At 63.4% G+C, this 25180-nt stretch carries 17 protein-coding genes and 2 pseudogenes; 8 read left to right on the forward strand and 11 right to left on the reverse strand.

What is annotated here, in order from left to right; genetic code table 11:
- Positions 1 to 4: 4 nt before the first annotated feature.
- The 3 genes from K288_RS0126505 to K288_RS0126515 all read right to left on the reverse strand — a co-directional run bounded on the left by K288_RS0126505 (position 5) and on the right by K288_RS0126515 (position 4307).
- Complete coding sequence (locus tag K288_RS0126505; protein WP_027582295.1) at positions 5 to 1219, reverse strand: acyl-CoA dehydrogenase; 1215 nt, start codon at positions 1217 to 1219, stop codon at positions 5 to 7.
- A gap of 173 nt (positions 1220 to 1392) precedes the next feature.
- Positions 1393 to 2469, reverse strand: coding sequence for a 3,4-dihydroxy-2-butanone-4-phosphate synthase (gene ribB / locus K288_RS0126510; protein WP_027582296.1), 1077 nt, complete (start codon positions 2467 to 2469; stop codon positions 1393 to 1395).
- Positions 2470 to 2576: 107 nt separating this feature from the next.
- Positions 2577 to 4307 (reverse strand): cation:proton antiporter, encoded by a 1731-nt coding sequence (locus tag K288_RS0126515; RefSeq protein WP_027582297.1) that lies wholly within the window; start codon positions 4305 to 4307, stop codon positions 2577 to 2579.
- A gap of 88 nt (positions 4308 to 4395) precedes the next feature.
- Here K288_RS0126515 and K288_RS0126520 point away from each other — a divergent pair, with 88 nt between their 5' ends.
- The 3 genes from K288_RS0126520 (at position 4396) to K288_RS0126530 (ending at position 6743) form a co-directional block, all read left to right on the forward strand.
- Complete coding sequence (locus K288_RS0126520; RefSeq protein ID WP_043160758.1) at positions 4396 to 4899, forward strand: DUF3124 domain-containing protein; 504 nt, start codon at positions 4396 to 4398, stop codon at positions 4897 to 4899.
- Between the two features lie 149 nt (positions 4900 to 5048).
- Positions 5049 to 6290, forward strand: a complete 1242-nt coding sequence (locus K288_RS0126525) for a PLP-dependent aminotransferase family protein (RefSeq protein ID WP_027582299.1) — start codon at positions 5049 to 5051, stop codon at positions 6288 to 6290.
- 240 nt (positions 6291 to 6530) lie between these two features.
- Entirely contained in the window at positions 6531 to 6743 is a 213-nt protein-coding gene (locus K288_RS0126530) for a hypothetical protein (protein ID WP_027582300.1), read from the forward strand.
- Between the two features lie 222 nt (positions 6744 to 6965).
- Here the strand turns inward: K288_RS0126530 and K288_RS0126535 are convergent, their stop codons facing one another.
- Positions 6966 to 7787, reverse strand: coding sequence for an aldo/keto reductase (locus tag K288_RS0126535; RefSeq protein WP_027582301.1), 822 nt, complete (start codon positions 7785 to 7787; stop codon positions 6966 to 6968).
- A 316-nt stretch (positions 7788 to 8103) separates the two neighbouring features.
- Here K288_RS0126535 and K288_RS0126540 point away from each other — a divergent pair, with 316 nt between their 5' ends.
- Complete coding sequence (locus K288_RS0126540; RefSeq protein ID WP_160169001.1) at positions 8104 to 9822, forward strand: hypothetical protein; 1719 nt, start codon at positions 8104 to 8106, stop codon at positions 9820 to 9822.
- Positions 9823 to 9905: 83 nt separating this feature from the next.
- Here the strand turns inward: K288_RS0126540 and K288_RS0126545 are convergent, their stop codons facing one another.
- Both K288_RS0126545 and K288_RS0126550 read right to left on the reverse strand, forming a co-directional pair.
- Entirely contained in the window at positions 9906 to 10322 is a 417-nt protein-coding gene (locus K288_RS0126545; protein ID WP_343208533.1) for a hypothetical protein, read from the reverse strand.
- Between the two features lie 160 nt (positions 10323 to 10482).
- Positions 10483 to 13953 carry an indolepyruvate ferredoxin oxidoreductase family protein gene (locus K288_RS0126550; protein WP_027582304.1) on the reverse strand — a complete coding sequence of 1157 codons (3471 nt, stop codon included), beginning with the start codon at positions 13951 to 13953 and terminating at the stop codon, positions 10483 to 10485.
- A 202-nt stretch (positions 13954 to 14155) separates the two neighbouring features.
- Between K288_RS0126550 and K288_RS0126555 the strand changes: the two genes are divergently transcribed.
- Positions 14156 to 14956: an SDR family NAD(P)-dependent oxidoreductase gene (locus K288_RS0126555; RefSeq protein WP_027582305.1), complete on the forward strand. Its 801-nt coding sequence runs from the start codon at positions 14156 to 14158 to the stop codon at positions 14954 to 14956.
- A 310-nt stretch (positions 14957 to 15266) separates the two neighbouring features.
- Positions 15267 to 15491: a hypothetical protein gene (locus K288_RS0126560; protein ID WP_027582306.1), complete on the forward strand. Its 225-nt coding sequence runs from the start codon at positions 15267 to 15269 to the stop codon at positions 15489 to 15491.
- 87 nt (positions 15492 to 15578) lie between these two features.
- Here K288_RS0126560 and K288_RS0126565 read toward each other — a convergent pair whose 3' ends face one another.
- Together K288_RS0126565 and K288_RS0126570 are read right to left on the reverse strand one after the other, a co-directional pair.
- Positions 15579 to 18761, reverse strand: coding sequence for a multidrug efflux RND transporter permease subunit (locus tag K288_RS0126565; protein ID WP_027582307.1), 3183 nt, complete (start codon positions 18759 to 18761; stop codon positions 15579 to 15581).
- A 27-nt stretch (positions 18762 to 18788) separates the two neighbouring features.
- Positions 18789 to 20033 carry an efflux RND transporter periplasmic adaptor subunit gene (locus K288_RS0126570; RefSeq protein ID WP_027582308.1) on the reverse strand — a complete coding sequence of 415 codons (1245 nt, stop codon included), beginning with the start codon at positions 20031 to 20033 and terminating at the stop codon, positions 18789 to 18791.
- A gap of 103 nt (positions 20034 to 20136) precedes the next feature.
- Between K288_RS0126570 and K288_RS0126575 the strand changes: the two genes are divergently transcribed.
- Positions 20137 to 20736, forward strand: a complete 600-nt coding sequence (locus tag K288_RS0126575; protein WP_027582309.1) for a TetR/AcrR family transcriptional regulator — start codon at positions 20137 to 20139, stop codon at positions 20734 to 20736.
- Between the two features lie 93 nt (positions 20737 to 20829).
- Positions 20830 to 22554 (forward strand): sulfate permease, encoded by a 1725-nt coding sequence (gene sulP, locus K288_RS0126580; RefSeq protein ID WP_027582310.1) that lies wholly within the window; start codon positions 20830 to 20832, stop codon positions 22552 to 22554.
- Positions 22555 to 22740: 186 nt separating this feature from the next.
- Here sulP and K288_RS0126585 read toward each other — a convergent pair whose 3' ends face one another.
- The 3 genes and pseudogenes from K288_RS0126585 to K288_RS50860 all read right to left on the reverse strand — a co-directional run.
- Positions 22741 to 23874 (reverse strand): GGDEF domain-containing protein, encoded by a 1134-nt coding sequence (locus K288_RS0126585; protein WP_043160765.1) that lies wholly within the window; start codon positions 23872 to 23874, stop codon positions 22741 to 22743.
- A gap of 338 nt (positions 23875 to 24212) precedes the next feature.
- A pseudogene (locus K288_RS46610) lies at positions 24213 to 24745 on the reverse strand (transposase).
- 235 nt (positions 24746 to 24980) lie between these two features.
- Positions 24981 to 25180 (reverse strand): annotated as a pseudogene (locus K288_RS50860) (IS701 family transposase); the annotation flags it as partial.

Genomic DNA, 25180 nt, shown 5'->3' on the forward strand with positions numbered 1-25180 from the left:
TGGCTTACGAAAACGCCTGGATGCCGGTGATCGCGCGGCCCAGCATCAGCGCGTGCACGTCGTGGGTGCCCTCGTAGGTGTTCACGGTCTCCAAATTCGCGGTATGGCGCATCACGTGATACTCGATCTGGATGCCGTTGCCGCCGTGCATGTCGCGCGCCATGCGGGCGATGTCGAGCGCCTTGCCGCAATTGTTGCGCTTGACGATGGAGATCATCTCCGGCGCCATCTTGCCCTCGTCCATCAGCCGGCCGACCCGAAGCGAGGCCTGCAGGCCAAGCGCGATCTCGGTTTCCATGTCGGCGAGCTTCTTCTGCACCAGTTGCGTAGCGGCGAGCGGGCGGCCGAACTGCTTGCGGTCGAGCGTATATTGCCGCGCGCGGTGCATGCAGTCCTCCGCGGCGCCCATCGCGCCCCAGGAGATGCCGTAGCGGGCGCGGTTGAGGCAGCCAAACGGACCCTTGAGGCCGGAAACGTTGGGCAGCAGCGCGCTCTCCGGCACCACCACGCCGTCCATCACGATCTCGCCGGTGATCGAGGCACGCAGCGACAGCTTGCCGCCGACCTTCGGCGCAGAGAGGCCCTTCATGCCCTTCTCCAGGACGAAGCCGCGGATCTGGTTGTCGTGCGCGGCCGACTTGGCCCACACCACGAAGACGTCGGCGATCGGCGCATTCGAGATCCACATCTTGCTGCCGGTCAGCCGGTAGCCGTCGGACACCTTCTCGGCGCGGGTTTTCATGCCGCCGGGATCGGAACCCGCATCCGGCTCGGTCAGGCCGAAACAGCCGACCCATTCTCCAGTGGCGAGCTTGGGTAGATATTTCTTGCGCTGGTTCTCATCGCCATAGGCATAGATCGGGTACATCACCAGCGAGGACTGCACCGAGTTCATCGAGCGATAGCCGGAATCGACCCGCTCGATCTCGCGAGCCACGAGGCCATAGGCGACGTAGCTCGCATTCGCGCAGCCATATTCCTCCGGCAGCGTGACGCCGATCAGGCCGAGTTCCCCCATCTCGCTGAAGATCTCGCGATCCGTCTTCTCTTCCAGATAGGCGGTGATGACGCGCGGCAAGAGCTTGTCCTGCGCATAGGCGCGCGCGGTGTCGCGGATCATGCGTTCGTCTTCGGTGAGCTGGTCATCGAGCAGGAACGGATCATCCCACTGGAAAGAAGCCGCTGCCGGCTTGTCCTTGGCCTGGGGGCGCACGCTCATGAAAATCCCTTTCGCGTCGTCGTTTCGGAATTGACCGATAAACTAAAGCGCCGTGAGTGGAAGCGCAATTGCATTGGATTCCCTCACTGTCATTCCGGGATGGTGTGTAAGCACCAGACCCGGAATATCGAGATTCCGAGTTCGCGCTATCGCGTGCCCCGGAATGACGGCATCTAACACTCGAGTTTCTCGTTGGAGACAATCTCGATGCCGAAACCTGACAATCCCTTGTAGTCGTGCACGGATGAGGTGAGGTTGCGGATCGAGGTGACGCCGAGATCGCGCAGGATCTGCGCGCCGACGCCGACCTCGCGCCATTGCCGGTTGCGATCGGCTTCCGCGGTCTGCTGCGCGCCGACGGGTTCGACGGGAACACCGGCGGCGCCGTCGCGCAAATAGACCAGCACACCGCGGCCGGCCTTCTTGAACTGCCGCAGAACGGCTTCCATGCGAGCCCCGCCGGTGAAGATGTCCTTGACGATGTTCGGCTTATGTAGCCGCGTCAGCACGTTCTTGCCATCGCCGATGCCGTTATAGACGAAGGCGGCGTGCATGATCTCGTCGAACGGCGAGCGGTAGGCGTAGCCCTGTAGCGGGCCGATCGGGCTGTCGGTCGTGAACGTCGCGACCCGCTCGATCAGCTTCTCGCGGGCCTGGCGATAGGCGATCAGGTCGGCGATGGTGACGTGCTTGAGGTTGTTGGCGGCGGCAAAGCGGGCGACCTGCTGGCCCTTCATCACTGTGCCATCGTCGTTCATCAATTCGCTGATGACGCCGACTGGCGGCAGGCCGGAGAGCTTGCAGAGGTCGACCGCGGCTTCCGTATGCCCGGAGCGAAGGAGCACGCCGCCGTCGCGGGCGATCAGCGGGAAGATGTGCCCGGGACGGGCAAAGTCATTGGCGCCGGCGTTGGGATTGGCGAGCGCGCGGCAGCAGGAGGCGCGTTCGTCGGCCGAAATGCCGGTGCCGCCATCGGGCTTGTAGTCGATCGAGACGGTGAAGGCGGTGGTGTGGCTGGAATCGTTGTGTGCGACCATCGGGTCGAGCCGCAGCCGCTTAGCATCGTCGGTGGTGATCGGCGCGCAGACGATGCCGGAGGTGTGGCGGATGATGAACGCCATCTTGTCGGCGGTACAGAGCGACGCCGCGACGATCAGATCGCCCTCGCCTTCCCGGTCGTCGTCATCGGTGACGACGACGAGCTCGCCCCTCGCAAAGGCTTGCAACACTTCCTGAATGGTATCGGCCATGTCTCAAAATCTCGCTTTTTGCTGGCAGTGCATTAGCCGGAACCGGCAGCCCGCGCCAGCATCAATCCGCAGGCCAGAACAGCGTCGGCAGGCATACCTGGCGTATCTCAAGGCAACACCTCGCGCCGTTCGCCGAGCTGCGCATCCATTTCGGCGCGCTTCTCTTGCAACAGGCCGGCATCTGCCGCTTCGATCACCGAGAACAGCTCCTTCGCGTCGCTGAGCCGCGTCACCATCGCATAGTCGGCTCCGGCGGCGTAGAGATCGTTCACGTCGACCAGCAAATCGGCGGTCGCGACGATCTTGGCGGTCGGATTGAGGCTCCGGACATGGCGGACCAGCTTCTCATTGTTGGCGCCGACCAGGAGCGAATCCGGCACGCTCAGGATGATGATCTCGGCCTTTCCGATGCCGGCATGCACCAGCGTATCGACATTGCTGATGTCACCATAGATCACGTGCAGGCCGCGATCTTTCAAGGTCCTGAACACCAGCGGGTTGAAATCGATGACACTGATCTGCTCCAGCAGCGCTTCATTGTCGCGCTCGATCTGGCTGAGCAGGGCGCTCGCGGCACGGAAAAAGCCGAGGATGACGATCCGGCGGGTCTCGCCGTGGCCGGCCTCCTGGCCCCCTTCCGCGGGCTGCGCCTGGTCGAGGTCGTGGAGCCCGAGCCGCTTCAACGGCCCAATCAGGGAACGGGTGATCTCCCCGCTCCTGGTGATGGCGAAGGTGCTCAATACCGCCAGCACGACGAAAGCGAAGGAGGCCGCGCTCGATGTCGCGGTGGAGATATGCCCGGCGGCGACGCCGGTCTGGATCACCACCAGGGAGAATTCCGAGATCTGCGCCAGGTTGATCGCCGGCAGCAGGCTGGCCCTCAAGCCCTGTTTCATCAGATAGAGCGGGGTAAACGTCGTGACCAGACGGCTCGCCACGGTGAACGCCGCGATCAATAGCGCAAGCCCGATCACCGAGAGGCCGGGAACCGGGATCGTCATCCCGAGCGCGACGAAGAACAGCGTGATGAAGAAATCGCGGAGGGTGGTGACCTTGGCGGTGACGTCGAGCGCATATGGGAAGGTCGACAGCGACACCCCGGCGACCAGCGAGCCCATCTCGCGCGACAGGTGCAATCGTTCGGCGACCTCGCCGATCAGGAAGCACCAGGCGAGCGCACCAAGGAGGATCAGTTCGGGGCGGCGTGCGATCTGCTGGAACAGCCGCGGCAGCACATAGCGGCTCAGCACCAGCGCTGTCGCCACCAGCACGCCGACGCGCAGGATCGAAAGCAGGATGACGCTGACCTGGAGGTTGTCGAGGCTCGGCTGCACCGCGAGGAACAGGATCGCGAAGATGTCCTGCAGCACCAGCACGCCCAGCGTGATGCGGCCGGGCAGCGTATCGAGCTCGCGCTTCTCGTAGAGCACCTTGACGATGATCACGGTCGAGGAGAGCGCGCAGGCGACGCAGAGATAAAGCGCGTCGAACTTGCCGCCGCCGCCCATCGACAGCCCGATACCGACGAAAAACAGGATGCCGAGCAGGCAACCGCCCAAAAGCTGGCCGCCGGCCGCGAACAGGATAACCTTGCCGGCGCGGACGATCTTCTTCAGGTCGATCTCGAGCCCGATCATGAACAGCATGAAGATCAGGCCGAGCTCGGATATGACGCTGATCGATTCCTGGGACTTGACCAGTCCGGTGCCGAATGGACCAATCAAAAACCCGGCGATAAGGTAGGCGAGGATCAGGGGTTGCCGGGAGAAATGAGCTAACAGGCCGAGCACCCAGGCGAACAGGATGCTTAAAGTAATATCACCTATAAGTTCATGCATGTCTTGGGGCTTCTCCTCATCGCAACCTAGAGACCCAAGCACGGGGGTCAAACGAGCAATCTGTCACATCCGCGCCCTTGGCCTGTCTATGGCGATTCTGGCATCGCTGATCGCCTCCCGCCCCTCCGTGGCGCAAAGCGGCAGCATCGAGCAGGTTTTTGCGAGTTCGCTGACGGTTGTTCCCGCCGAGAACCTCGCCGTCTCCGGCTCGTTCTATGTCCCAGTCTATTCCAGTGTCTCGATGAGCCAAGGCAGGCTCAGGGCCGATTTCTCGGTGACATTGAGTGTCCACAACACCTCCGAGACCAAGCCCCTCGTATTGAAGCGGATCGCCTATTTCGACACCGAAGGCAAGCCGGTTGAAAGCTATCTCAATGCGCCGGTTGCGCTGAAGCCCCTCGCCACCGTCGAGGTCTTCATCGCCATTTCCGACGTGCGCGGCGGCACCGGCGCCAATTTCGTGGTGGACTGGGCCGCAACCGGCGAGATCGCCGAACCCGCGGTCGAAGCGCTGATGGTTGGCAGCGTTGGCCCGGGGCATTATGCCTTCATCAGCCAGGGGCGACCGATCAGGATCGTCGGCAAGAACTAGGGCATGATCCGGAAAAGTGGGCACCGGTTTTCCCTCGCGACAAACGCGCGTTTGCGCGGAGATCATGCTCAAAATAAAAGACCAGGAAGGCCTTTGCCTTGGGCCTCTCAACGACAACAACACGGGAGTGAATGTCCATGTCTTCGTCGATGTCCGCCTCGACCCAATTCGATTTCGCGCCGCTGTTGCCCGCCGGCCTGCCAGCGCCGGCCGCCAAGTGGACCGGGCTTGCCAAGTACAGCTTTGTCGGCGGCAACAACGATCCGGACGGGGTTCCGCTCGACGGGCTGATCGAGGCGGTCAATGCGGTGCTCAAGCGCGAGGGCAAGGCGCTCGCGACCTACAACCTCGCCCACGGCCCGCAGGGCTATCGGCCGTTGCGGGAATTCCTCACTGGCAAGCTCAAGCGCGATGCCGGTATCGACTGCACGGCCGATGACATATTGATCGTCTCCGGCTCGCTGCAGGCGCTCGACCTCGTCAACCACACCCTGCTTGCGCGGGGCGACACCGTGCTGATCGAGCAAGAGACCTATCAGGGCTCGCTGAACCGGCTGACGCGGCTCGGCGTCAATGCGGTCGGCATTCCCCTCGACCAGGACGGCATCCGGATCGATGCGCTGGCTGCCGCGCTCGCCGACCACAAGCGGCGGGGCATCACGCCGAAATACATCTACACCATCCCGACCGTGCAGAACCCGACCGGCACGATCCTGCCCGAGAGCCGCCGCGCCGAGATGCTGAAGCTGTCGCGCGACTATGGCGTGCCGATCTTCGAGGACGACTGCTACGCCGACCTCACCTGGAGCGGCGAGCGCCCGCCCGCGATCTACGCCATGAGCCGGCAGGGCGGCGTGATCCATATCGGTTCGTTCTCGAAATCGATCGCTCCCGCCCTGCGCGTCGGCTTCATGGTCGCGCCCTGGGAGGTGATGTCGCGGATGCTGGCGCTGAAGACCGATGCAGGCTCCGGCGCGCTGGAACAGATGGTGCTCGCCGAATATTGCGCACCGCATTTTGCGACCCATGTGCCGGAGCTGACGCGCGGCCTGCGCGCCAAGCTCGATACGCTGATGGAGGCGCTCAACGAGCAGTTCGGCACCGTGGCGGAATTCGCGGAGCCGAAGGGCGGCATCTTTCTCTGGGTCAAGCTCCCCGATCATGTCGATACGCTGAAACTTTACCAGGCGGCGCTCGCTGCCGGCGTCTCCATCAATCCGGGACCGGAATGGTCGACCAACAAGGCGTGGTCCGGCAGCCGGCTGCGGCTGTGCTTTGCGAGCCCCTCGCATCAGCAGATCCGCGAAGGCGTGGCTGTTCTCGCCGACGTCTGCAGGCGCGAGTTCGGCGTGCCGACGCGCAGCGGCAATATCGAGCGCGCGCAGGGCTGAACGCAGCCCCGTAGCGATGGGACCATCGGCTTTTGCCTCCGTCATTGCGAGGAGCGAAGCGACGAAGCAATCCATGCATGCGCTAACTGGATCGATGGATTGCTTCGCTCCGCTCGCAATGACGGCTAGAGGGCTCGGCATAAGCGTTAACTGAACATCTGTTCAGGATTCTCCTCAAATTCCTGCGGAACGTTTCTGCGGGAAGTGCCGTTTAGTCTCGGCACCATTGAGGAGAACATCATGAAGAAGCTTGCTTATGTCTTTGCAGCGCTCGGCGCGATTGCCGTCGCAGTTCCGTCGATCGCCAGTGCAGAGACGGTCGTGGTCAAGCGTGGCGACCATCATCGTCACTGGCGCGGCGCTCACGCCGAGATGCGCGGCCCCGGCTGGCATCATCGCCATCACGACAAGGTGGTGATCATCAAGAAGCATCATCACCATCGCGGCTACTGAGGCGTGAACAGGAATGGCTCCGCAAGGGGCCATTCCTTTTTTGCAGGCATGCGATGCGACGTAGGATGGGTAGAGCGCAGCGAAACCCATCGCGATGGAGCAAGCCGCGCGATGATGGGTTTCGCTGCGCTCTACCCCATCCTACGACTGCGCGGGTCATCACTGTGGAGTGTGGTGAGAAGATAGTCGACTTGTCTTGCGCTTGCTGTCTTGGGTGCAGCCTTATCGATCCCACGCCGGGGCGAAGCTGGGGTTGACGCAGCGGCGGTCCTTCGGCAACGCGGCTATCGCCTTGCGGTCTTCGTCATCGAGGTTGATCGTCAGCGCGTCGAGATTGGCTTTCTGGCTCTCGCGGCGCGAGGCCTTTGGTATCGCGGCGACACCGGGCTGATCGAGCAGCCATTTCAGCGCGACCTGTGCGGCACTTGCACCGTGCTTGGCGCCGATCTTCGCCAACGTCTCGTCGGAGGCCACCCGCCCCTGCGCAAGCGGGCAATAGGCGACCAGCGGAATCGACTTGGCAGCGAGATATTTCAGCACCGCGCCCTGATCGAGCATCACGTGATACTCAAGCTGATTGCAGGCGATCGGCGCCTTGATCTCCTCGACCACCGTCTTCAGCAGCGCCGTGGTGAAGTTGGCAACGCCGATGGCGCGGGTCCGCCCCTCCTCCTTCAGTCTCATCAGAGTCTCGAAGATTGCTGATAGCCTCATGTTCCGCGACGGCCAGTGCACGAGATAGAGATCGACATGGTCAACGCGCAATTTCTTCAGGCTGGCATCGAACGCCCGCTGGATCGCATCCGGCGCCAGATTGTCGTGCCAGACCTTCGTGGTGATGTGCAGATCGTTGCGGGCGATGGCGGCGCTCGACAGGGCCGCACCGATCGCTTCTTCGTTGCCGTACATCTCGGCGGTATCGATGTGGCGGTAGCCGAGCGCGAGCGCGCTTTCGACCGCCGCGCGACAGGTGTCACCCTGCATGCGAAAAGTACCGAGCCCTAGCCGGGGCAGACTGATGCCCTGAGTTTGCAGATTGTCCATGATAACTCCTGAGGCGCCGACCGCCGGCAAACGGAGATCGCGCGTAACGCATTGGTTCGAAGAAAAGCAGTGCCGGTGGGATGCATACCAAGCTTGGCCGATAGATGCCCCGGCAACAAGTTGGGTTGGAACAACCCAGCCATCGGGATGTAGCGACCCTTGCGGCTGCCTAAAAATACAGCGCTCAGATGTGCCTCTAACGGACGAGGCGGCATTGCTCGCCGGTCGTTCGAGAGTGTGACTAAAAGTCCTATCGATTTCCGCGATCGCTCCAGTCAACCGCCTTTCATCTCGCGCGCAAATTGATATAATTGCAATGTTTGGTTGTTTAACTGATTTCAGAAAAAAGGCGATATCAATGGCTGTTTTCGAACGCTATTCGTGCGCCACAGCTGTGGGCGCCGGGCTCCTGCTTTCTCTGAGTCTCCCCGCCGTGGGACAGGGCGTTTCCACCTGGTGCTCCAAATTCGACCAGACGTCTGAAGACCAGAGACTCAAGACGATGGTCATTCAAGTCAAGTCGTCCGACGGCACGGTGGATGCCGATCTGGCGGCCAAGTTCAAATTCGCCAATACGTTGCAGGCGATATTGACCAAAGCCAACAGCAAGCAAAAGCCGGAAGCGCTCGTCACCACCATGGTCGACAGCTTCCGCACGGTCGACGGTGATGAGCGACAACCGAAGAGCCATCTCCGGATGAAGGTCAGCGCGCGGCCCGGCGAGGCCCAACTGCGCCCCGCGGATCTGGTCGCCGATCAAGGCGACGATTCCATCGTTCCCGTCGGATTCTTCAACCGCTTCGATCTTTCCAATTTTCCGGCAGGACATTGCGGGGAAGCCCGAATTGTATTCGCGAAAAAGCCGCAGGCAGGCAGGCGCCTATTGATCATCTTTGAGGGCAAGGTGACGCCCAAAGAGCTCAAGAATGAAAACGAGCAGCTTACCGAAAGCGACTGCCGACCTGTGGCCGAGTTTTGGGCCAGCCTGATCGACAAATCGGCCCAGCAACGAGCGGATGCGCTGCAGAAGTTCTACTTCGACGGTGACATGGGAACGTTCGGACGGCTCCCAATCCCGCCGATGAGCTTCGAAAACCTGGGAGGCTCAAATCGCGGACAGGTTCGAGCGAACCTCTTCATCAACGGTCCCGCAAACCCCTGGCAGCTACGCGAATGGCTGCTGCGCAAGCACGGCGATCGCCTTGCGTTCGACGTCGTGACCGTCAAGGACAACCCGCTTACGGAATTCTACGACACCACAAAGGCGTCCACGCTACCCGAGCCCAATCGTGGCGCGGCTGAACTCGCAGATTTCCAGGACCGCTTCAAGAAGGAGATGCTGAAGAGTCTGGTCTCCAACAATGCGGTCGGCAGTGGCGACGCCGTGCGCGCGTTATCGACCGAAATCCAGATGGCGCACGGCTTCGGTTTCGGCCAGGGACTGACGGCGGAATTCGACGAGTTCGAGAGCACCTCGCAAGGCGACGCGGATATTCCAAAGCCGGACAGCGGATTTCAAAACGGTATCGACCAGGCCAAGAAGCCACTCGGCTCCGACCTCACGATCCAGCAGGTCATCAACCGCGCGACAGCTCTCACGTGCCACGGCTGCCATCAACCCGAAGGCGTTACACGTCCGGCAGGATTCCGCCTAGAGATCGCGCCGAACGTCTTCTGGCCGAAGACGTTGAACTTCGTGCACATCGACGAAGACAGCAAGCTCTCCGAGGCGCTTTCGAGAAGCTTCATCCCGTTCCGTGCCGCTCTCCTCAAGGACCATCTGTGCCGCGACCTTGAAGGAGCGCCTGCCGGGCAACCGGTGACAGCCGAGTTGTTTGCCCTGCGCAAGGCCGCGCCCGCACCGCTGGCGCTCGGCACCTCCTCTCTGCAAAGCCTGCGACAGGAACTTGCTACGGCGGCGTCGCCCTCGCAGCGCGCGGCAATCCAGGAGATCATCAACGACGAGCAGATCGTCCGCAGGCGGGCGGAAAGAAGTCTGCCCGGCTCGCTGTGGCCATACAGACGGACACATTAGAGTCCAGCAATCACCCAAAGGGGGTCGCTGCCAGCGACCCCCTTTGGAACGACGGCCATCCATTCTTCCGAGATGTCAGCCGATCACTGCCAGTTGCAGATGCCGCCGGAACGGCACGGCCAAGTCTGGATACGAGTATCGCGGGCCTGGGCGTCGAGCGGGTTGCCGTGGCGGCGAGAGAGCTTGGCGCGGGCGGGAACACGGCGCTCCGTGCGTACCGACCGCCCAGGCGCAGGCACGGCACGCGCCGCCCTGACCCTCGTCGTCTGCACCGGTTTCGGTTCCGCGACCACGTGCGCAGCATCACTGTGATCACTCTTGGCTTCGACGGGAACCGGTGCGAACTCGGCCGGCGGGCCGAGGCGCTTGGGCGACAGCACCGCCTTGGAGAGATCGAGATTGAAATAGTCGCCGGGGCGATAATCCTCCGCCATCGCCGGGACGCTCAGGACCAGGGCGGCGGTGCCAACGGCGGCCAGAACTGCGTTTCTGGAGCTCACCGAACGCCTCCGAAATGACTCCAATGGAACATGCCCATAATGTAGGAGGCCGGCCGGACAATTCCAGCCGATCCCGCGAGCACGGTTACTGATCAACGAAAGTAATGGCCGCAGGTTGCTTCCTGCGGCCCAAGATGTGGCTTGAGAACCGGACCGGAACCTATTCGGCTGCCTGCGCGACCGGGGCTTGAAGCGCGGCTTCGAGCCGCTGGCACTCCTGGCGGTAGCGCGCGACGTTGGCTTCCTTGATGTGGCCGTAGCCGCGTACCAGCTCGGCAGCCTTGGCGAGCGCCACCAGCCGCGGCACATCGAGCGGCTTCTTGTCGAGCTGGCGGAGGATCATCGCCGAATATTCGCCCGGGAGCGCCCGCTCCATCCGCCGCTCGGCGGTGTAGCCGAAGATATCGAGCGCGGTGCCGCGCAAGCCTTTCAGCCGCGTCAGCAGCTTGAACGCGCTGAACACCCAGGGCCCGAACTCGCGCTTCTGCAGATGTCCGGTGACCTTGTCGCGGCGGGCGAACAGCGGCGGGGCGAGCAGCACCTTCAGGCCAGACTCGCCGTCGAACTGCTCCTTCAACGCCTTCGCGAATTCGCCATCGGTATAGAGCCGGGCGACCTCGTACTCATCCTTGTAGGCCATCAGCTTGAACAGCCCCTTGGCGAAGGCTTCCGTCAGTTCGTGCGAACCGGGAGCCGCCGCGGTTTCGGCGGCGCGCACCCGCGCGACGTCGGCGAGGTAGCGCTGCGAATAGGCCTCGTCCTGATAGTCGGTAAGGAACTTGGCGCGGAAGGCGATGATCTCGTCGAGCGTGCGCCGTGCCGGTGACGCGCTCGAGGTCTTGAAGCGCGCGGCGGTGACGACGCGCGCCAGATCGTGCGCGGCGAGCCGGCCCCAGGAGAAGGCCATCTTGTTCATGTCGACCGCGGCGCCGTTGAGTTCGATCGCCTTCATCAGCACCTCCAGCGACATCGGCACCGCGCCGCTCTGGAAGGCGAAGCCGAGCAGGAAGGCGTTGGTGGCGATGCTGTCGCCCATCAGCGCGGTGGCAAGCCCGGTGGCGTCGAGGATGTCGAGGTCGGACGAGGTGACGGCTTCACTCAGCGCGTCACGCATCGCGCCCGCCTCGAAATCGAGGTCGGGATTCATCACGAAGCTTGCGGTCGGCAACAAATCCGCATTGACGATCGCGCGCGTGACGCCGCGTTCGGCCCGGCTCAGCGCCGCGACGCTGGTGGCGACCACGATGTCGCAGCCGAGGATCAGATTGGCGCCGCCGGCGGCGATGCGGACGCTGGCGAGATCCTCTGCACGTGGCGCGAGCCGGACGTGGCTCATGACCGCGCCGTTCTTCTGCGACAGGCCGGTGAAATCGAGCGTCGAGCAGGCCAGTCCCTCGACATGGGCCGCCATGCCGAGCAGCGCGCCGATGGTGATGACGCCCGTGCCGCCGATGCCGGTGACGAGGATGTTGTAGGGGCCGGACAATACTTGCGGCTGCGGCGTCGGCAGGTCCGCAAACAGCGCCGACGGGTCGGTGGCGGCGCGGTCGGCCTTGCGCAGCTTGGGATCATGGACGGTGACGAAGCTCGGGCAGAAGCCTTCGATGCAGGAGAAATCCTTGTTGCAGTTGGACTGGTCGATGCGGCGCTTGCGGCCGAGCTCGGTTTCGAGCGGTTGCACCGAGACGCAGTTCGACTGCACCGAGCAATCGCCGCAGCCCTCGCAGACGCGCTCGTTGATGAAGACGCGCTTCGGCGGATCGGGATAGAGCCCACGCTTGCGGCGACGGCGCTTCTCCGCCGCACAGGTCTGGTCGTAGATCAGGACCGTGAGGCCCGCGACGTCGCGCAGTTCGCGCTGCACGGCATCGAGCTCGCGGCGGTGATGGATGGTGGCACCAGTGGGGAAATAGTTGGCGGGATATTTCGTGGGATCGTCGGAGACGATGGCGATGCGCTTGGTGCCTTCGGCGGCGACCTGATGCGCGATCTGCGACACCGTGAAACTGCCCTCGGCCGGCTGGCCGCCGGTCATTGCGACCGCATCGTTATAGAGGATCTTGTAGGTGATGTTGACGCCGGCGGCGGCGGCGGCGCGCAGTGCCAGCAGGCCCGAATGGGTGTAGGTGCCGTCGCCGAGATTCTGGAAGACGTGCTTCTCGTCGGTGAATGGCGCCTGTCCGATCCAGGCCACACCCTCCGCGCCCATATGCGAGATGGTCGCGGTGCGCCGCGCCGGGATCGACAGCGCCATGCCGTGGCAGCCGATGCCGGCCATGGCGCGGCTGCCTTCCGGAATCTTGGTCGAAGTGTTGTGCGGGCAGCCCGAGCAGAAATAGGGTGTGCGCTGAAGTTTCGCTTCACCGATGCCCTCGGCCGGCCGGTCGAAAGCTTCGAGCTTGGCCAGCCGCTGCTCCAGCATCGGGCTGCGATGGCCGAGCTTGCGCAGTCGCGCGACGACGGCGGCGGCGACCATGGTCGGCGTCAGCTCGCCTTCGCTCGGCAGCAGCACCGCGCCGCTCTCGTCGCGCTTGCCGACCACTGACGGGCGCTTGGAGGCATCGACATTGTAGAGGATGCGGACGAGCTGCTCCTCGATGAAGCCGCGCTTCTCCTCGACTACGAGCACATCCTGCAAGCCTTCGGCAAAGGCGCGTGCGCCGGATTCCTCGAGCGGCCAGGTCAGCGCGACCTTGTAGATGCGAAGGCCCAGCGCTTGTGCTTCGGCGTCGCTGATGCCGAGTTCGGCGAGCGCCTGGCGCAAATCGAGATAGGCCTTGCCGGTCGCCATGATGCCGAGCCGCGCCGGCCTGGAGTCGAGCACGATGCGGTCGAACCGGTTGGCGCGGGCAAAGGCAGCGACGGCCTGCATCTTCGGGCCGTGCAGGCGCCGCTCCTGTTCGAGCGGCGCATCCGGCCAGCGGATGGAGAGGCCATCCGGCGGCATCTCGAAATCATCTGGCGTCACGATCCGGATGCGATCGGGATCGCTGATGATCGAGGCCGAGCTCTCCACCGTCTCCGAGATGGCCTTGAAGCCGATCCAGCAGCCGCTATAGCGCGACAACGCGAAGCCGAGGATGCCAAGGTCGAGGTAATCCTGCAGCGTGGCGGGATTGACGACCGGCATCAGCGCTGCCGCGAACACCTGCTCGCTCTGATGCGCGAGCGTCGAGGACTGGCAGCCATGGTCGTCACCCGCGAGCGCGATGACGCCGCCGTTTCGCGAGGTGCCGGCCGAATTGGCATGCTTCAGCGCATCGAGCGAGCGGTCGACGCCGGGGCCCTTGCCGTACCAGATGCCGAACACGCCATCGACCTTGGCGCCCGGAAACATGCCGACCTGCTGGCTGCCCCACACCGCGGTCGCCGCCAGATCCTCGTTGAGGCCGGGAACGAAGGCGATGTCATGCTGCTTGAGGAAAGATTTTGCCCGCCACAGCGTGTGATCGTACATGCCGAGCGGCGAGCCCCGATAGCCGGAGATGAAGCCCGCGGTCGTGAGGCCCTGCGCGCGATCGCGCTCGCGCTGCAACATGGGAAGCCGAACCAGCGCCTGGGTACCGGAAAGGAAGATGCGTTTGACGTCCAACCGGTACTTGTCGTCCAGGCCAACTTCCATCACCGACATGATTCGCTCCCCGTTCGTGCAGGCTTTTTATGGCTGCATAAAATGCACCGTTTTGCTATGCGTTGAAGGGCCTGCATTCATGGCCTGACAGCATATCTCACGGCATGTCCCGCCCCCTTGCCGGTCCCGCGCATCTTTGAAACGCTATCGTCAAACGGGGACAACCCCGATGGGCAAGTACGAAAAGCGGGAGTGAAACGAGATGCGCCTTCAAGATCGTGTCGCCATTGTCGTCGGCGCAGGCCAGAGCCCCGGCGAGGGCATCGGCAACGGCCGCGCTACCGCGCTCACCTTCGCGCGTGAAGGCGCCAAGGTGCTGTGCGTCGACTACCATCTGGATTCGGCGCAGGAGACCGTCGACATGATCGCGGCGAAGGGCGGCACCGCTGCAGCCTTCAGGGCCGACGTGACGAAGAATTCCGAGATCAAGGCGATGGTGGCGGATGCCCATCAGCGCTGGGGCAAGGTCGACATCCTGCACAACAATGTCGGAGTCAGCCTCTCCGGCGGCGATGCCGAACTGCTCGAGATCAGCGAAGAGGCGTTCGACCGCTGCGTCGCGATCAACCTCAAGAGCTGCATCCTCGCCGCCAAGCATGTGATCCCGATCATGCGCGCGCAGAAGAGCGGCGCCATCATCAACATCTCGTCGATGGCTGCGATCACGACCTACCCTTACGTTGCCTACAAGGCGACGAAATCGGCGATGATCGCCTTCACCGAACAGCTCGCCTATCAGAACGCGCAATACGGCGTTCGCGCCAATGTGATCCTGCCCGGCCTGATGAACACGCCGATGGCAGTCGACACCCGCGCCCGCGAATTCAAGAAGAGCCGTGCCGAAGTCGAGGCGGAGCGCGACAGCAAGGTGCCGCTGCGGCAGAAGATGGGCACCGGCTGGGACGTCGCCAATGCCGCGCTGTTTCTGGCTTCAGACGAAGCGAGTTTTATTACCGGAGTAACCTTGCCTGTGGATGGCGGTGCCAGCGTACGGCGCGGTTGATCTCGCAGCCCGGTCAAGCGCCAGCGGAACCCCGGGCTCGCTTGCGAATGTGGACGCAGATGTTGCGGGTTGCGTTTCGCTTCATGGGGGCTACGAACCTCGCGCGCCCCCACGAAAAGAGAAGCGGCAGCGTTGCTGTCCTGCGTGGTTAAGATTCAATGGATACGTTGAAAATATTGAAAGATTCCAGCCACACGATGATGTGACGGTCTTTCCCCGTAATTCGAAATCCTGACTCCATCTAGTCGCATGTTCTTCACGAGTGCTGGGTAATACCCGCCCCGTCGATGGTTAACGAATCCGAGGCACCATGAACGACGAATTCGACTACGAGCTGACAACGGATCAGTGGGAAGTTCTCAAAGCGTTGCGTGCACCTGCAGCAAACCCTTCGAGAATAAGCAGGTTTGCGGTCGAAAGCCTGATCACGCTCGGGCTCGTCGCGATGCGCGGCGATTCGCTGGCGTTGACGCCTGCCGGACGCAAGGTGCTGGTCCGCGGTTCGTCGAAACTGCTGCAGGATCTCGCCGCCTGAAGCTGGGACTGCAGCGGGATGGTTTTTCCTCGAAACCATCCCGCTTCATCTTGTTAGAGCGCGATCACGCTCTCGGCACACGCGACATCACGCCGCGTGTGCCTTTGCAGGAACGGTAGCTTCGCCGTGATGCGTTAACGGCTTCATGCCGGTGGCGCTGCGGAGCAACACATAGAATACCGGCGTCAGGAACAGACCGAAGATCGTGACGCCGATCATGCCCGAGAACACCGCAACGCCCATCGCGCGCCGCATCTCGGAGCCGGCGCCAGTCGATAGCACCAGCGGCAGCACGCCCATGATGAACGCCATCGACGTCATCAGGATCGGACGAAGCCGCAAGCGGCTTGCCTCGATCGCGGCGCGGATCGGCGAACGGCCGGCGAATTCCAACTCGCGCGCGAACTCGACGATCAGGATCGCGTTCTTCGCCGACAATCCCACCAGCACGATCAGGCCGATCTGGGTGAAGATGTTGTTGTCGCCACCCGAGAACCAGACGCCGAACATCGCGGCCAACAGTCCCATCGGCACGATCATGATGATCGCGAGCGGTAGCGTCAGGCTCTCATAGAGCGCTGCCAGCACCAGGAAGACCAGCAGGATCGCGAGCGGGAAGACCCACATGCCGGAATTGCCGGCGATGAACTCCTGATAGGTCAGGTCGGTCCATTCGAAGGCAAAGCCCGGCGGCAGCACTTCGGCGGCAATCCGCGTCGCCGCTTCCTGCGCCTGGCCGGAGGAATAGCCGGGCGCGGCGGCGGCGTTGATGTCCGAGGACAGGAAGCCGTTGTAGCGGATCGCCCGCTCGGGACCCGCGCTCTGGCGGATCTTGAGCAGCGCCGACAGCGGCACCATGTCGCCGGAGGCCGAGCGCACCTTCAACTGCCTGATGTCGTCGGCGCGGGCGCGGAACGGCGCGTCGGCCTGGACATAGACCGAATAGGTGCGGCCGAATTTGTTGAAGTCGTTGACGTAGTACGAGCCCAAATAGATTTGGAGCGTATTGAAGACCTCCGTCACGGGCACGCCGAGCTGCAGCGCCTTGGTGCGGTCGATGTCGGCATAGAGCTGGGGCACGTTGACCTGGAAGCTCGAGAACAGGCCCGCGATCTCCGGCGCCTTCGACATCGCCGCCATGAACGCCTTGGTCGCGTCGTTGAGCGCATCATAGCCGAGGCCGGCGCGATCCTCGATCTGCAGCTTGAAGCCGCCGATGGTCCCTAGGCCGTTGACCGGCGGCGGCGGGAACATCGCGATGAAGGCTTCCTGGATGCCGGCATATTTCTTGTTGAGTTCGGCGGCGATCGCATTGCCGCTGAGCGAAGAGCTCTTGCGCTCGTCGAACGGCTTCAGCGTCGAGAACACGATGCCGGCATTGGAGGAATTGGTGAAGCCGGAGATCGACAGCCCCGGGAACGCCACCGAGCTCTGCACACCCGGCTGAGTCAGCGCGATGTCGCTCATCTTACGGATGACCTCTTCGGTGCGATCGAGCGTCGCGCCATCGGGCAACCGCGCAAAGCCGACGAGGTACTGCTTGTCCTGGCCGGGGACGAAGCCGCTCGGCACCTGCCTGAACAGCACGGCGGTGACGCCGATCAGGAGCACATAGAGGCCCATCACGGCGGCCTTGCCGAAGATCACCTTGCTGACGCTACGGCCGTAATTCTCCGAGGAGCGCGTGAAGACGCGGTTGAAGCCGCGGAAGAACCAGCCCAGGCCCTTGTCGAGGACGAGCGTGAGCCTGTCCTTGGGCTCGTGATGGCCCTTCAGCAGCAGCGCCGACAGCGCCGGCGACAGCGTCAGGGAGTTGATCGCCGAGATCACGGTCGAGATCGCGATCGTCAGCGCGAACTGCTTGTAGAACTGCCCGGTGAGGCCGGAGATGAAGGCGAGCGGCACGAACACCGCGATCAGGACCAGTGCGATCGCGATGATCGGCCCAGACACTTCCTTCATCGCCTGGTAGGTGGCGTCCCTCGGAGAAAGCCCGGCCCCGATGTTGCGCTCGACGTTCTCGACCACGACGATGGCGTCGTCGACGACGATGCCGATCGCGAGCACCAGACCGAACAGGCTGAGCGCGTTGATGGAGAAGCCGAACACGTGCATCACCGCGAAGGTGCCGACGATCGACACCGGCACCGCGAGCAGCGGAATGATCGAGGCGCGCCAGGTCTGCAGGAACAGGATCACGACCAGGACGACCAGCACGATCGCTTCCAAGAGCGTATGAACCACCGCTTCGATCGAGGATCGCACGAACTGCGTGGGATCGTAGACGATCTGATAGTCGACGCCGTCAGGCATGTTCTTCTTGATCTCGGCCATGGTGGCGCGGACCTTGGTGGAGATATCAAGGGCGTTGGAGCCAGGCGCCTGGTTGATCGGGATCGCGACCGCCTGCTTGTTGTCGAGCAAGGAGCGCAGGCCATATTCGGAGGCCCCGAGCTCGATGCGCGCGACGTCGCGCAGGCGCACCACCTCGCCCCGCGCACCGGTCTTCACCACGATTTCGGCGAACTGCTCTTCGCTGGCGAGCCGGCCTTCGGCATTGACGGAAAGCTGCAGGTCAATGCCCTTGACGCTCGGCGAGGAGCCGACCACGCCGGCGGCGGCCTCCACGTTCTGCGCCTGGATCGCCTTGACGATGTCGCTGGCGGTCAGGCCGTGCTCGGCGGCCTTCTGCGGATCGACCCAGACCCGCATCGAATAGTCGCCGGCGCCATAAAGCTGGACGTCGCCGACGCCATCGATCCGCGCCAGCCGGTCCTTGACGTTGAGCACCGCGTAGTTGCGCAAATACGTCATGTCGTAGCGGTTGTTCGGCGACAGCAAGTGCACGACCATGGTGAGGTCGGGCGAACTCTTCTTGGTGATGATGCCGAGCTGGCGCACCACCGCCGGCAGCCGCGGCTCGGCCTGCTGCACGCGGTTCTGCACCAGCTGCGTCGCCTTGTCGGGATCGGTACCGAGGCGGAAGGTCACCGTCAGCGTCATCGCGCCGTCCGTGGTCGCCTGGCTGCTCATATAGAGCATGTTCTCGACGCCGTTGATCTGCTCCTCGATCGGGGTGGCGACCGTTTCCGCGATCACCTTCGGATTGGCGCCGGGATAGGTCGCGCGCACCACGACCGACGGCGGCACGACATCGGGATATTCCGAGATCGGCATCGCGAACAGCGAGATCAGGCCGGCGAGGAAAATCAGGACCGACAGCACGCCCGCGAAGATCGGCCGGTCGATGAAAAATTTCGAAAGATTCATAGCTATGCCCCTGCGCGCAGCAAATCCTTAGCGCTGCACCACGTGCCTGTTATCTTCATTGGCGGCCTGCTGCGTGCCGCGCGCGCCCATTTCGGCGACCTCCAATTTGAGGAGAGCGCCGGGGCGCACGCGCTGCAGGCCATTGACGACGATGCGCTCGCCGGATTTCAGGCCCGAGGTGACGATGCGCAGGCCGTCGACGGTGCCGCCGAGTGCGATCGGACGGTAGACCGCACGGCTGTCGTCGCCGACTACCATCACGAATTTCTTGTCCTGGTCGGTGCCGATCGCGCGCTCGTCTACGAGCACAAGCGTCTGCCTCTCGGGCTGGCCCATGCGCACGCGGGCGAACTGACCCGGGATCAGGCGGCCGTCGTCATTGCGGAACACCGCGCGCACGCGGATGGTGCCGCTCTGGCCGTTGACCTGGTTGTCGATGAGCTGGATGTGGCCCTTGGCGGTGGTGCCTCCGGAGGTCGTCATCTCGACCGGGATCCGGTCGAGATTGCCGCGGATGCCGGAGCTATCGGCGATCGAGTTCAACGCGCGCAGCACCACCTCTTCGTCGGCATCGAAGCTGGCATAGATCGGATTGATCGAGACCAGCGAGGTCAATACCGGCGAGGCCGTGCCGGCGGCGACAAGATTGCCGACGGTGACCTCGAACTTGCCGACGCGGCCGTCCACGGGCGCGCGCACTTCGGTATAGTCGAGATTGAGCTTTGCGGTTTGCAGCGTCGCTTCGGCGGCCTTGACGTTGGCAATCGCCTCGCGATTGGCATTGTCGCGCTGGTCATAGTCGCGCCGGGTCACGACCGCGTTGCCGACGAGTTGTGCGCCGCGCTCGAGTTCGCTGGTGGTGAAGACCACACGCGCCTTGGCGGCCTCGAGCTGCGCCTTGGCCTTGTCGACCTCAGCGGCATAAGGCGCGGGATCGATCTTGAACAGGACATCGCCAGCCTTAACCAGCGAGCCCTCGGTGAAGTTGGTCGCCAGGATGGCGCCGGCGACGCGCGGCCGCAGCTCGACGCGGTCGATGGCCTCGAGCCGGCCGGAGAAATCGTCCCACAGATTGGCCTGTCGGGGCTCGATCGCCGCGACCGTCACGGCGACGGCCTGCTCCGGCGCGGCAGCCACACTGGTGGCCTGTGCGGCAAGAAAATAGCGGCCGGAAAGGACTGAGCCGGCCGCCGCGAGGGCGCCAACGATCACAATACCGCCAACGATGCGTCGGAATCGGCCAGAACGGGGGGTAATACGGGCTGGGGGCATTCGCGCGCTCCATAAATGTAGTGAGCGCTACAAATGTGGAGCTGGACGTCGGTCCGCAAGATACTTATGTAGCGAATGCTAAGAAATTTTCAGGGAGCACGCAATGGCAATGGGCAGGCCCCGGGCGTTCGACGCCGACGCGGCGCTGGACCAGGCGATGGAAGTGTTCTGGCGGCATGGCTATGAGGGCGCGACGATCGCGCAACTCACTGAAGCCATGAGCATAAATCCGCCCAGCCTGTACGCGGCCTTCGGCAGCAAGGAAGGCCTCTTGAAGGCGGCGCTCGACCGCTACACCGCCAAGCGCAATTGCTGGATGGAAGGAATCTTAAGTGCGCCGACCGCGCGCGAGGTGGCCGAGCGGATGCTGGTGGGGACCGCCGACACCCAGACCGATCCGGCCAACCCGCCCGGCTGCCTGCTGGTCCAGGGCGGCCTTGCCTGCGGCACCGGTTCGGAAAACGTGCCCTTCGAACTCGCCGCCCGCCGGGCGGAGACCGAAAACCAGCTACGCGATCGCTTTGTCAGGGCGAAGGCCGAGGGCGACCTCAAGGAAAGTGCCGACCCGGCCGCGCTCGCGCGCTATCTCTCCGCTGTCAACGCCGGCATGGGTGTGATGGCCTCGTCCGGCGCCGATCGGGAAGCGCTGCGGCAGGTCGCAGCGGTATCGGTGAAGGCGTTCGAGGAACAGAGCAATTCGTGATTGCCCCAGCCGGTTCCATCCGCTCAACTTGAATGTCCGTCGGGCCTGATCCGAAAATGGCGCGAGCCTGATCGGGTTTGGGAGTAACCGGCGATGAAGCATTGGAGCGGCTGGCTGCCAGGTCTCGACGCCGTCCGCAGATACGAAGCGGCGTCGCTTCCGCATGATCTTTTCGCCGGGATCGTCCTGGCGACCATGCTGGTCCCCGTTGGAATTGCCTATGCGGAAGCATCGGGCCTGCCCGGCATCTACGGTCTGTACGCAACGATCATACCGCTGCTGGCCTACGCGTTGTTCGGCCCCAGCCGCATCCTTGTGCTGGGGCCGGACTCGGCTCTGGCAGCCGTCATCCTCGGCATTGTCGTTCCGTTGTCGGGTGGCGATCCCATGCGCGCCGTAGTCTTGGCCGGCATGATGGCGATCGTTTCCGGGACGGTGTGCATTCTGGCGGGCATCGCGCGCCTGGGTTTTGTGACCGAGCTTCTCTCCAAGCCGATACGCTACGGCTATATGAACGGAATCGCCCTGACCGTATTGATCAGCCAATTGCCGAAGCTGTTCGGTTTCTCCATTGAGAGCGATGGACCGTTGCGGAGCTTGCGGGCGATCGCCAATGCAATCCTTGAAGGCAAGACCAACTGGGTCGCATTCGGGATCGGGCTCGGCACCTTGATCATCATTCTCCTGCTCCGAAACAACAAGCGGCTGCCAGGCATCCTGATTGCGGTGGTCGCCGCGACGGTCATCGTCGGCACGCTTGGTCTCGGGCCCCAATACGGCGTGACCGTTCTGGGTCCTCTGCCGCAGGGATTGCCGGGCTTCGCCGTTCCCATGATCGGCTACAATGACATATGGCCGGTCATGATCGGCGGTTGCGCGGTCGCGCTGATATCGTTCGCCGACACCAGCGTGCTTTCGCGCGCCTTTGCCGCACGGCTGGGCACGCACGCCGATCCCAACCAGGAGATGGTGGCGCTCGGCGCCGCCAATCTGGCAACCGGCTTTTTCCAGGGATTTCCGATCAGCAGCAGCAGTTCGCGCACGCCCGTCGCCGAAGCCGCCGGCGCGCGCACGCAACTGACCTGTGTCGTCGGCGCGCTGGCCATCGCCCTGCTCCTGCTGGCCGCGCCAAACCTCCTTCAGCATTTGCCCAACGCCGCGCTCGCCGCCGTCGTCATCGCCGCCGCGATCGGCTTGTTCGAGGTCACCGACCTCAAACGGATCTATCGCATCCAGCAATGGGAGTTCTGGCTATCGATGGTCTGCTTTGTCGGCGTGGCGGTGCTCGGGGTCATTCCGGGAATAGGCCTGGCAATCGTTATCGCCATTGCCGAGTTTCTATGGGACGGGTGGCGCCCGCACTCGGCCGTATTGGGCCGCGCACCCGGCGTCAAAGGTTATCACGACATCACCAGATATCAGGATGCACGCCAGATCCCTGGGCTGGTCCTGTTTCGGTGGGATGCTCCCTTGTTCTTCGCCAATGCCGAGTTCTTCCAAGAGAGCGTTCTCGACGCCGTGGCGAAATCGCCGACGCCGGTGCGCTGGCTGGTCGTCGCCGCGGAGCCTGTCACCAGCGTGGACGTCACCGCCGGCGATACACTTGCCAAACTGGATGAGACGTTGCAGGCACGGGGTATCGAGCTTCGTTTTGCCGAACTCAAGGATCCCGTAAAGGACAAGCTGAAGAAATTCGGACTGCTGGCGCAGCTTGGTGAGGACAACTTCTTCCCGACCGTCGGCGCCGCCGTTTCCGCCTATCTGGAAATCAACAGTGATGTTGAATGGGAGGACTGGGAAGACCAGGCCGGCCGCTAATGCTGCGGGATGCCCTTCACCTCTCCCGCTTGCGGGAGAGGTCGGATCGCATCGCCAGATGCGATCCGGGTGAGGGCTCTCTCCCCTTGGGGAGTCCCAACGCGGAGACACGCTCACCCCAACCCTCTCCTGCAAGCGGGAGAGGGAGCGCAGCGTGCATCGCCGATGCAGTTGGCCGGATCTGATTCAGACCGCCTGATCCAGCGCAGTGGCTTCGTCGCCAGACCATTGCCAGCGTCCGCCGCCGGCGCGCTTGGCGACGTAGAGCGCGCGATCGACCTGTTCCAGCAAGGACGCCGTGCCGGCCGTTGCGTCGGAGGCAAGCTCGGTCACCAGGATGCCTGCGCTGGCGCCGATGCGTGCCGGCTCGTGCGAGACAAAGAAGGGCAGCGACAGCGCCTCGACTACGCGTTTGGCGAGCGCCGACGCCGCATCGTTCCCGGCCGGCCCGTCTTCCACCGGGCGCAACAGCATGAATTCATCGCCGCCAAAGCGCGCGACGGTGCCCTGCGGTCCGATGCAATGGATCAGTCGTTCGGCGACCTGGCGGAGCAGCGCATCTCCGGCGTGATGGCCGAGGCGATCATTCACCGATTTGAAACCATCAAGATCGATGGCGATGATGGCGACGCGCCCCGCCGCCTTCTCCAGCGCCAGGAGAAACGCGGCACGGTTGGGCAATCCGGTGAGGAAATCATGATGGGCCTGGCGCGCCAGCGCCTGCTGCGCCTCCAGCCGCTCGATGAAGGCCCTGCTGAGATGACGGGAGGCCTCGCGCAGCGTGATCCAGAACAGGAAGAGCATGCAGGAGCCGAGCTTGTAGGCGAGCTCCGGCCGGAGCAGGCCCGCCACGATGGTCGGCGCAAACAGCACGGCCGATGCCGACAGCACGATCCAAGGACGCACCGCTGCGCGGGACACCATGCCGACGCAAAAGGACATCGACAGCCCGAAGCTGATCCACGCCCCGGCCGCATCGCCGAGCCGGAGCGCGCGGTATGACAATAGGCCAAGCCCCACGGAGAATGCGATCGCGCCGATACCGTAGATGTGCTCCCAGCGCAGCACGTCCTCGTCGGAGAAATTCGCCGATCGCGACTTGTATCGGCGGAGGCTGTACAGCCGGGCCGTAGCGGTGATCAGGATGAGGCAGGAGATCAGGGCATAACCGACATCCCCGCTGACAAGGGCCAGCGCGATCGCACCGATGGCCGACGTCACGGCGATCGCCATGACTTGCGGCATCGACGTGTACAGCAGTTTGATCAGTTCGCGGCGGATGCCCGGCTGCACGGCGCTGGACATGACTGTCAGTCTCATGGCCGGCACCATGCCGCCGAGTTGCTAAGAAACGGTGATGCGGATTGGCCGGGTCGTTGCGGTCTCGCGATAGGCTTAAGGGAGCATCAAGGGGACGTGGCCGACGGCTCCTCGCGGGAACAATATCGCCATTGACAACACTGCGTAGGGCGGATTAGCCGGCCCGGTTCACGATATCTCCACGCACGCGGACACAAGGCGTAATCCGCCACCCCAAGCACCCCTCAATGCATGGGATGGCAGAATACGCCTTGCACCTATCCGTGTGGAGATACCGCACGCTTCGTTCGGCCAATCCACCCTACGCAGGGTCACGCGGGCCACGCGAACCGCGCCCATCACGCACGTTCGCCGAATTCGCCAGGTGCTGCCACGTCGCCGCCCCAATCCTCGGGAAACAAACCTGCGCGCACGTCGCGATGGAATGAAGAATACGACCAGTCGCGCACGCGTGTGACGAGCCCGTGCTTGACCGGATGATGTAGCAATACTCGACGTGCCGCGCGTAATCGTCCTCATTGCGGATCAGGTGTTCCCAGAACCGACGCTGCCAGATGCCTCGCTCGTTGCGTGCGACGCGGACGGTGCTCAGTTGTTCCCGCTTCGGCAAGGCTTTCGCGAAGCGCATTTTGATCAACCGCCACCGGATCGAGAAATCGCTGTCGCCGGGCGGCAGCGTCCAAATCGCATGCAGGTGGTCGGGTAGCACCACAAAGGCGTCGATCGTGAAGGCGTAATCGGCACGTGTCGCCGCAATCGCTTCGCGCAGCGTTGCGACGTGGTCGACAAGCAGGCTTTGCCGTCGGTCCAGCAGGTTGACGGTGAAGAACCAGGATCCGCCCGGCACGAAGGCGCGACGATAGTTCGGCATTGGCGCAGAATAGCAGAATGTAACGCGGTGGTACGGGCAGGATGGCGGATTACGCCTTGCGCCTGTCCGTGTGGAAATACCGCATGCTTGGTTCGGCTAATCTTACTGCGTCATGGGTTTTCTTCGTCCCTTTGAAGCAGCGACGCCGCCGCAACAAGGACATCGCGGTAAGGTTTTGATGAGCGCCTGGATCAGGCGCATGCGCATGGTTGCGATCGAGTTTGGGATGTGGCGCTCAGGCCGCGCGGGCGGAGCCTCTGGGTCGATAATTGTCGGGTAAGGGAGGTACCTGGACCGGCGCGGCGGAACGAGGTCGTGAGGGGGGAATCGTCGCCCGTTCGGCGATCAGAAAGCCGTAAGCTGCGATGCACAGGGTTGCGTGATGATGGAAGCCACGCCAACCGCGTCCTTCGTAGTGACCGAGCCCGACCTCCT

The organism is Bradyrhizobium sp. Ai1a-2 (assembly GCF_000426245.1).
Taxonomy (GTDB): Bacteria; Pseudomonadota; Alphaproteobacteria; order Rhizobiales; family Xanthobacteraceae; genus Bradyrhizobium.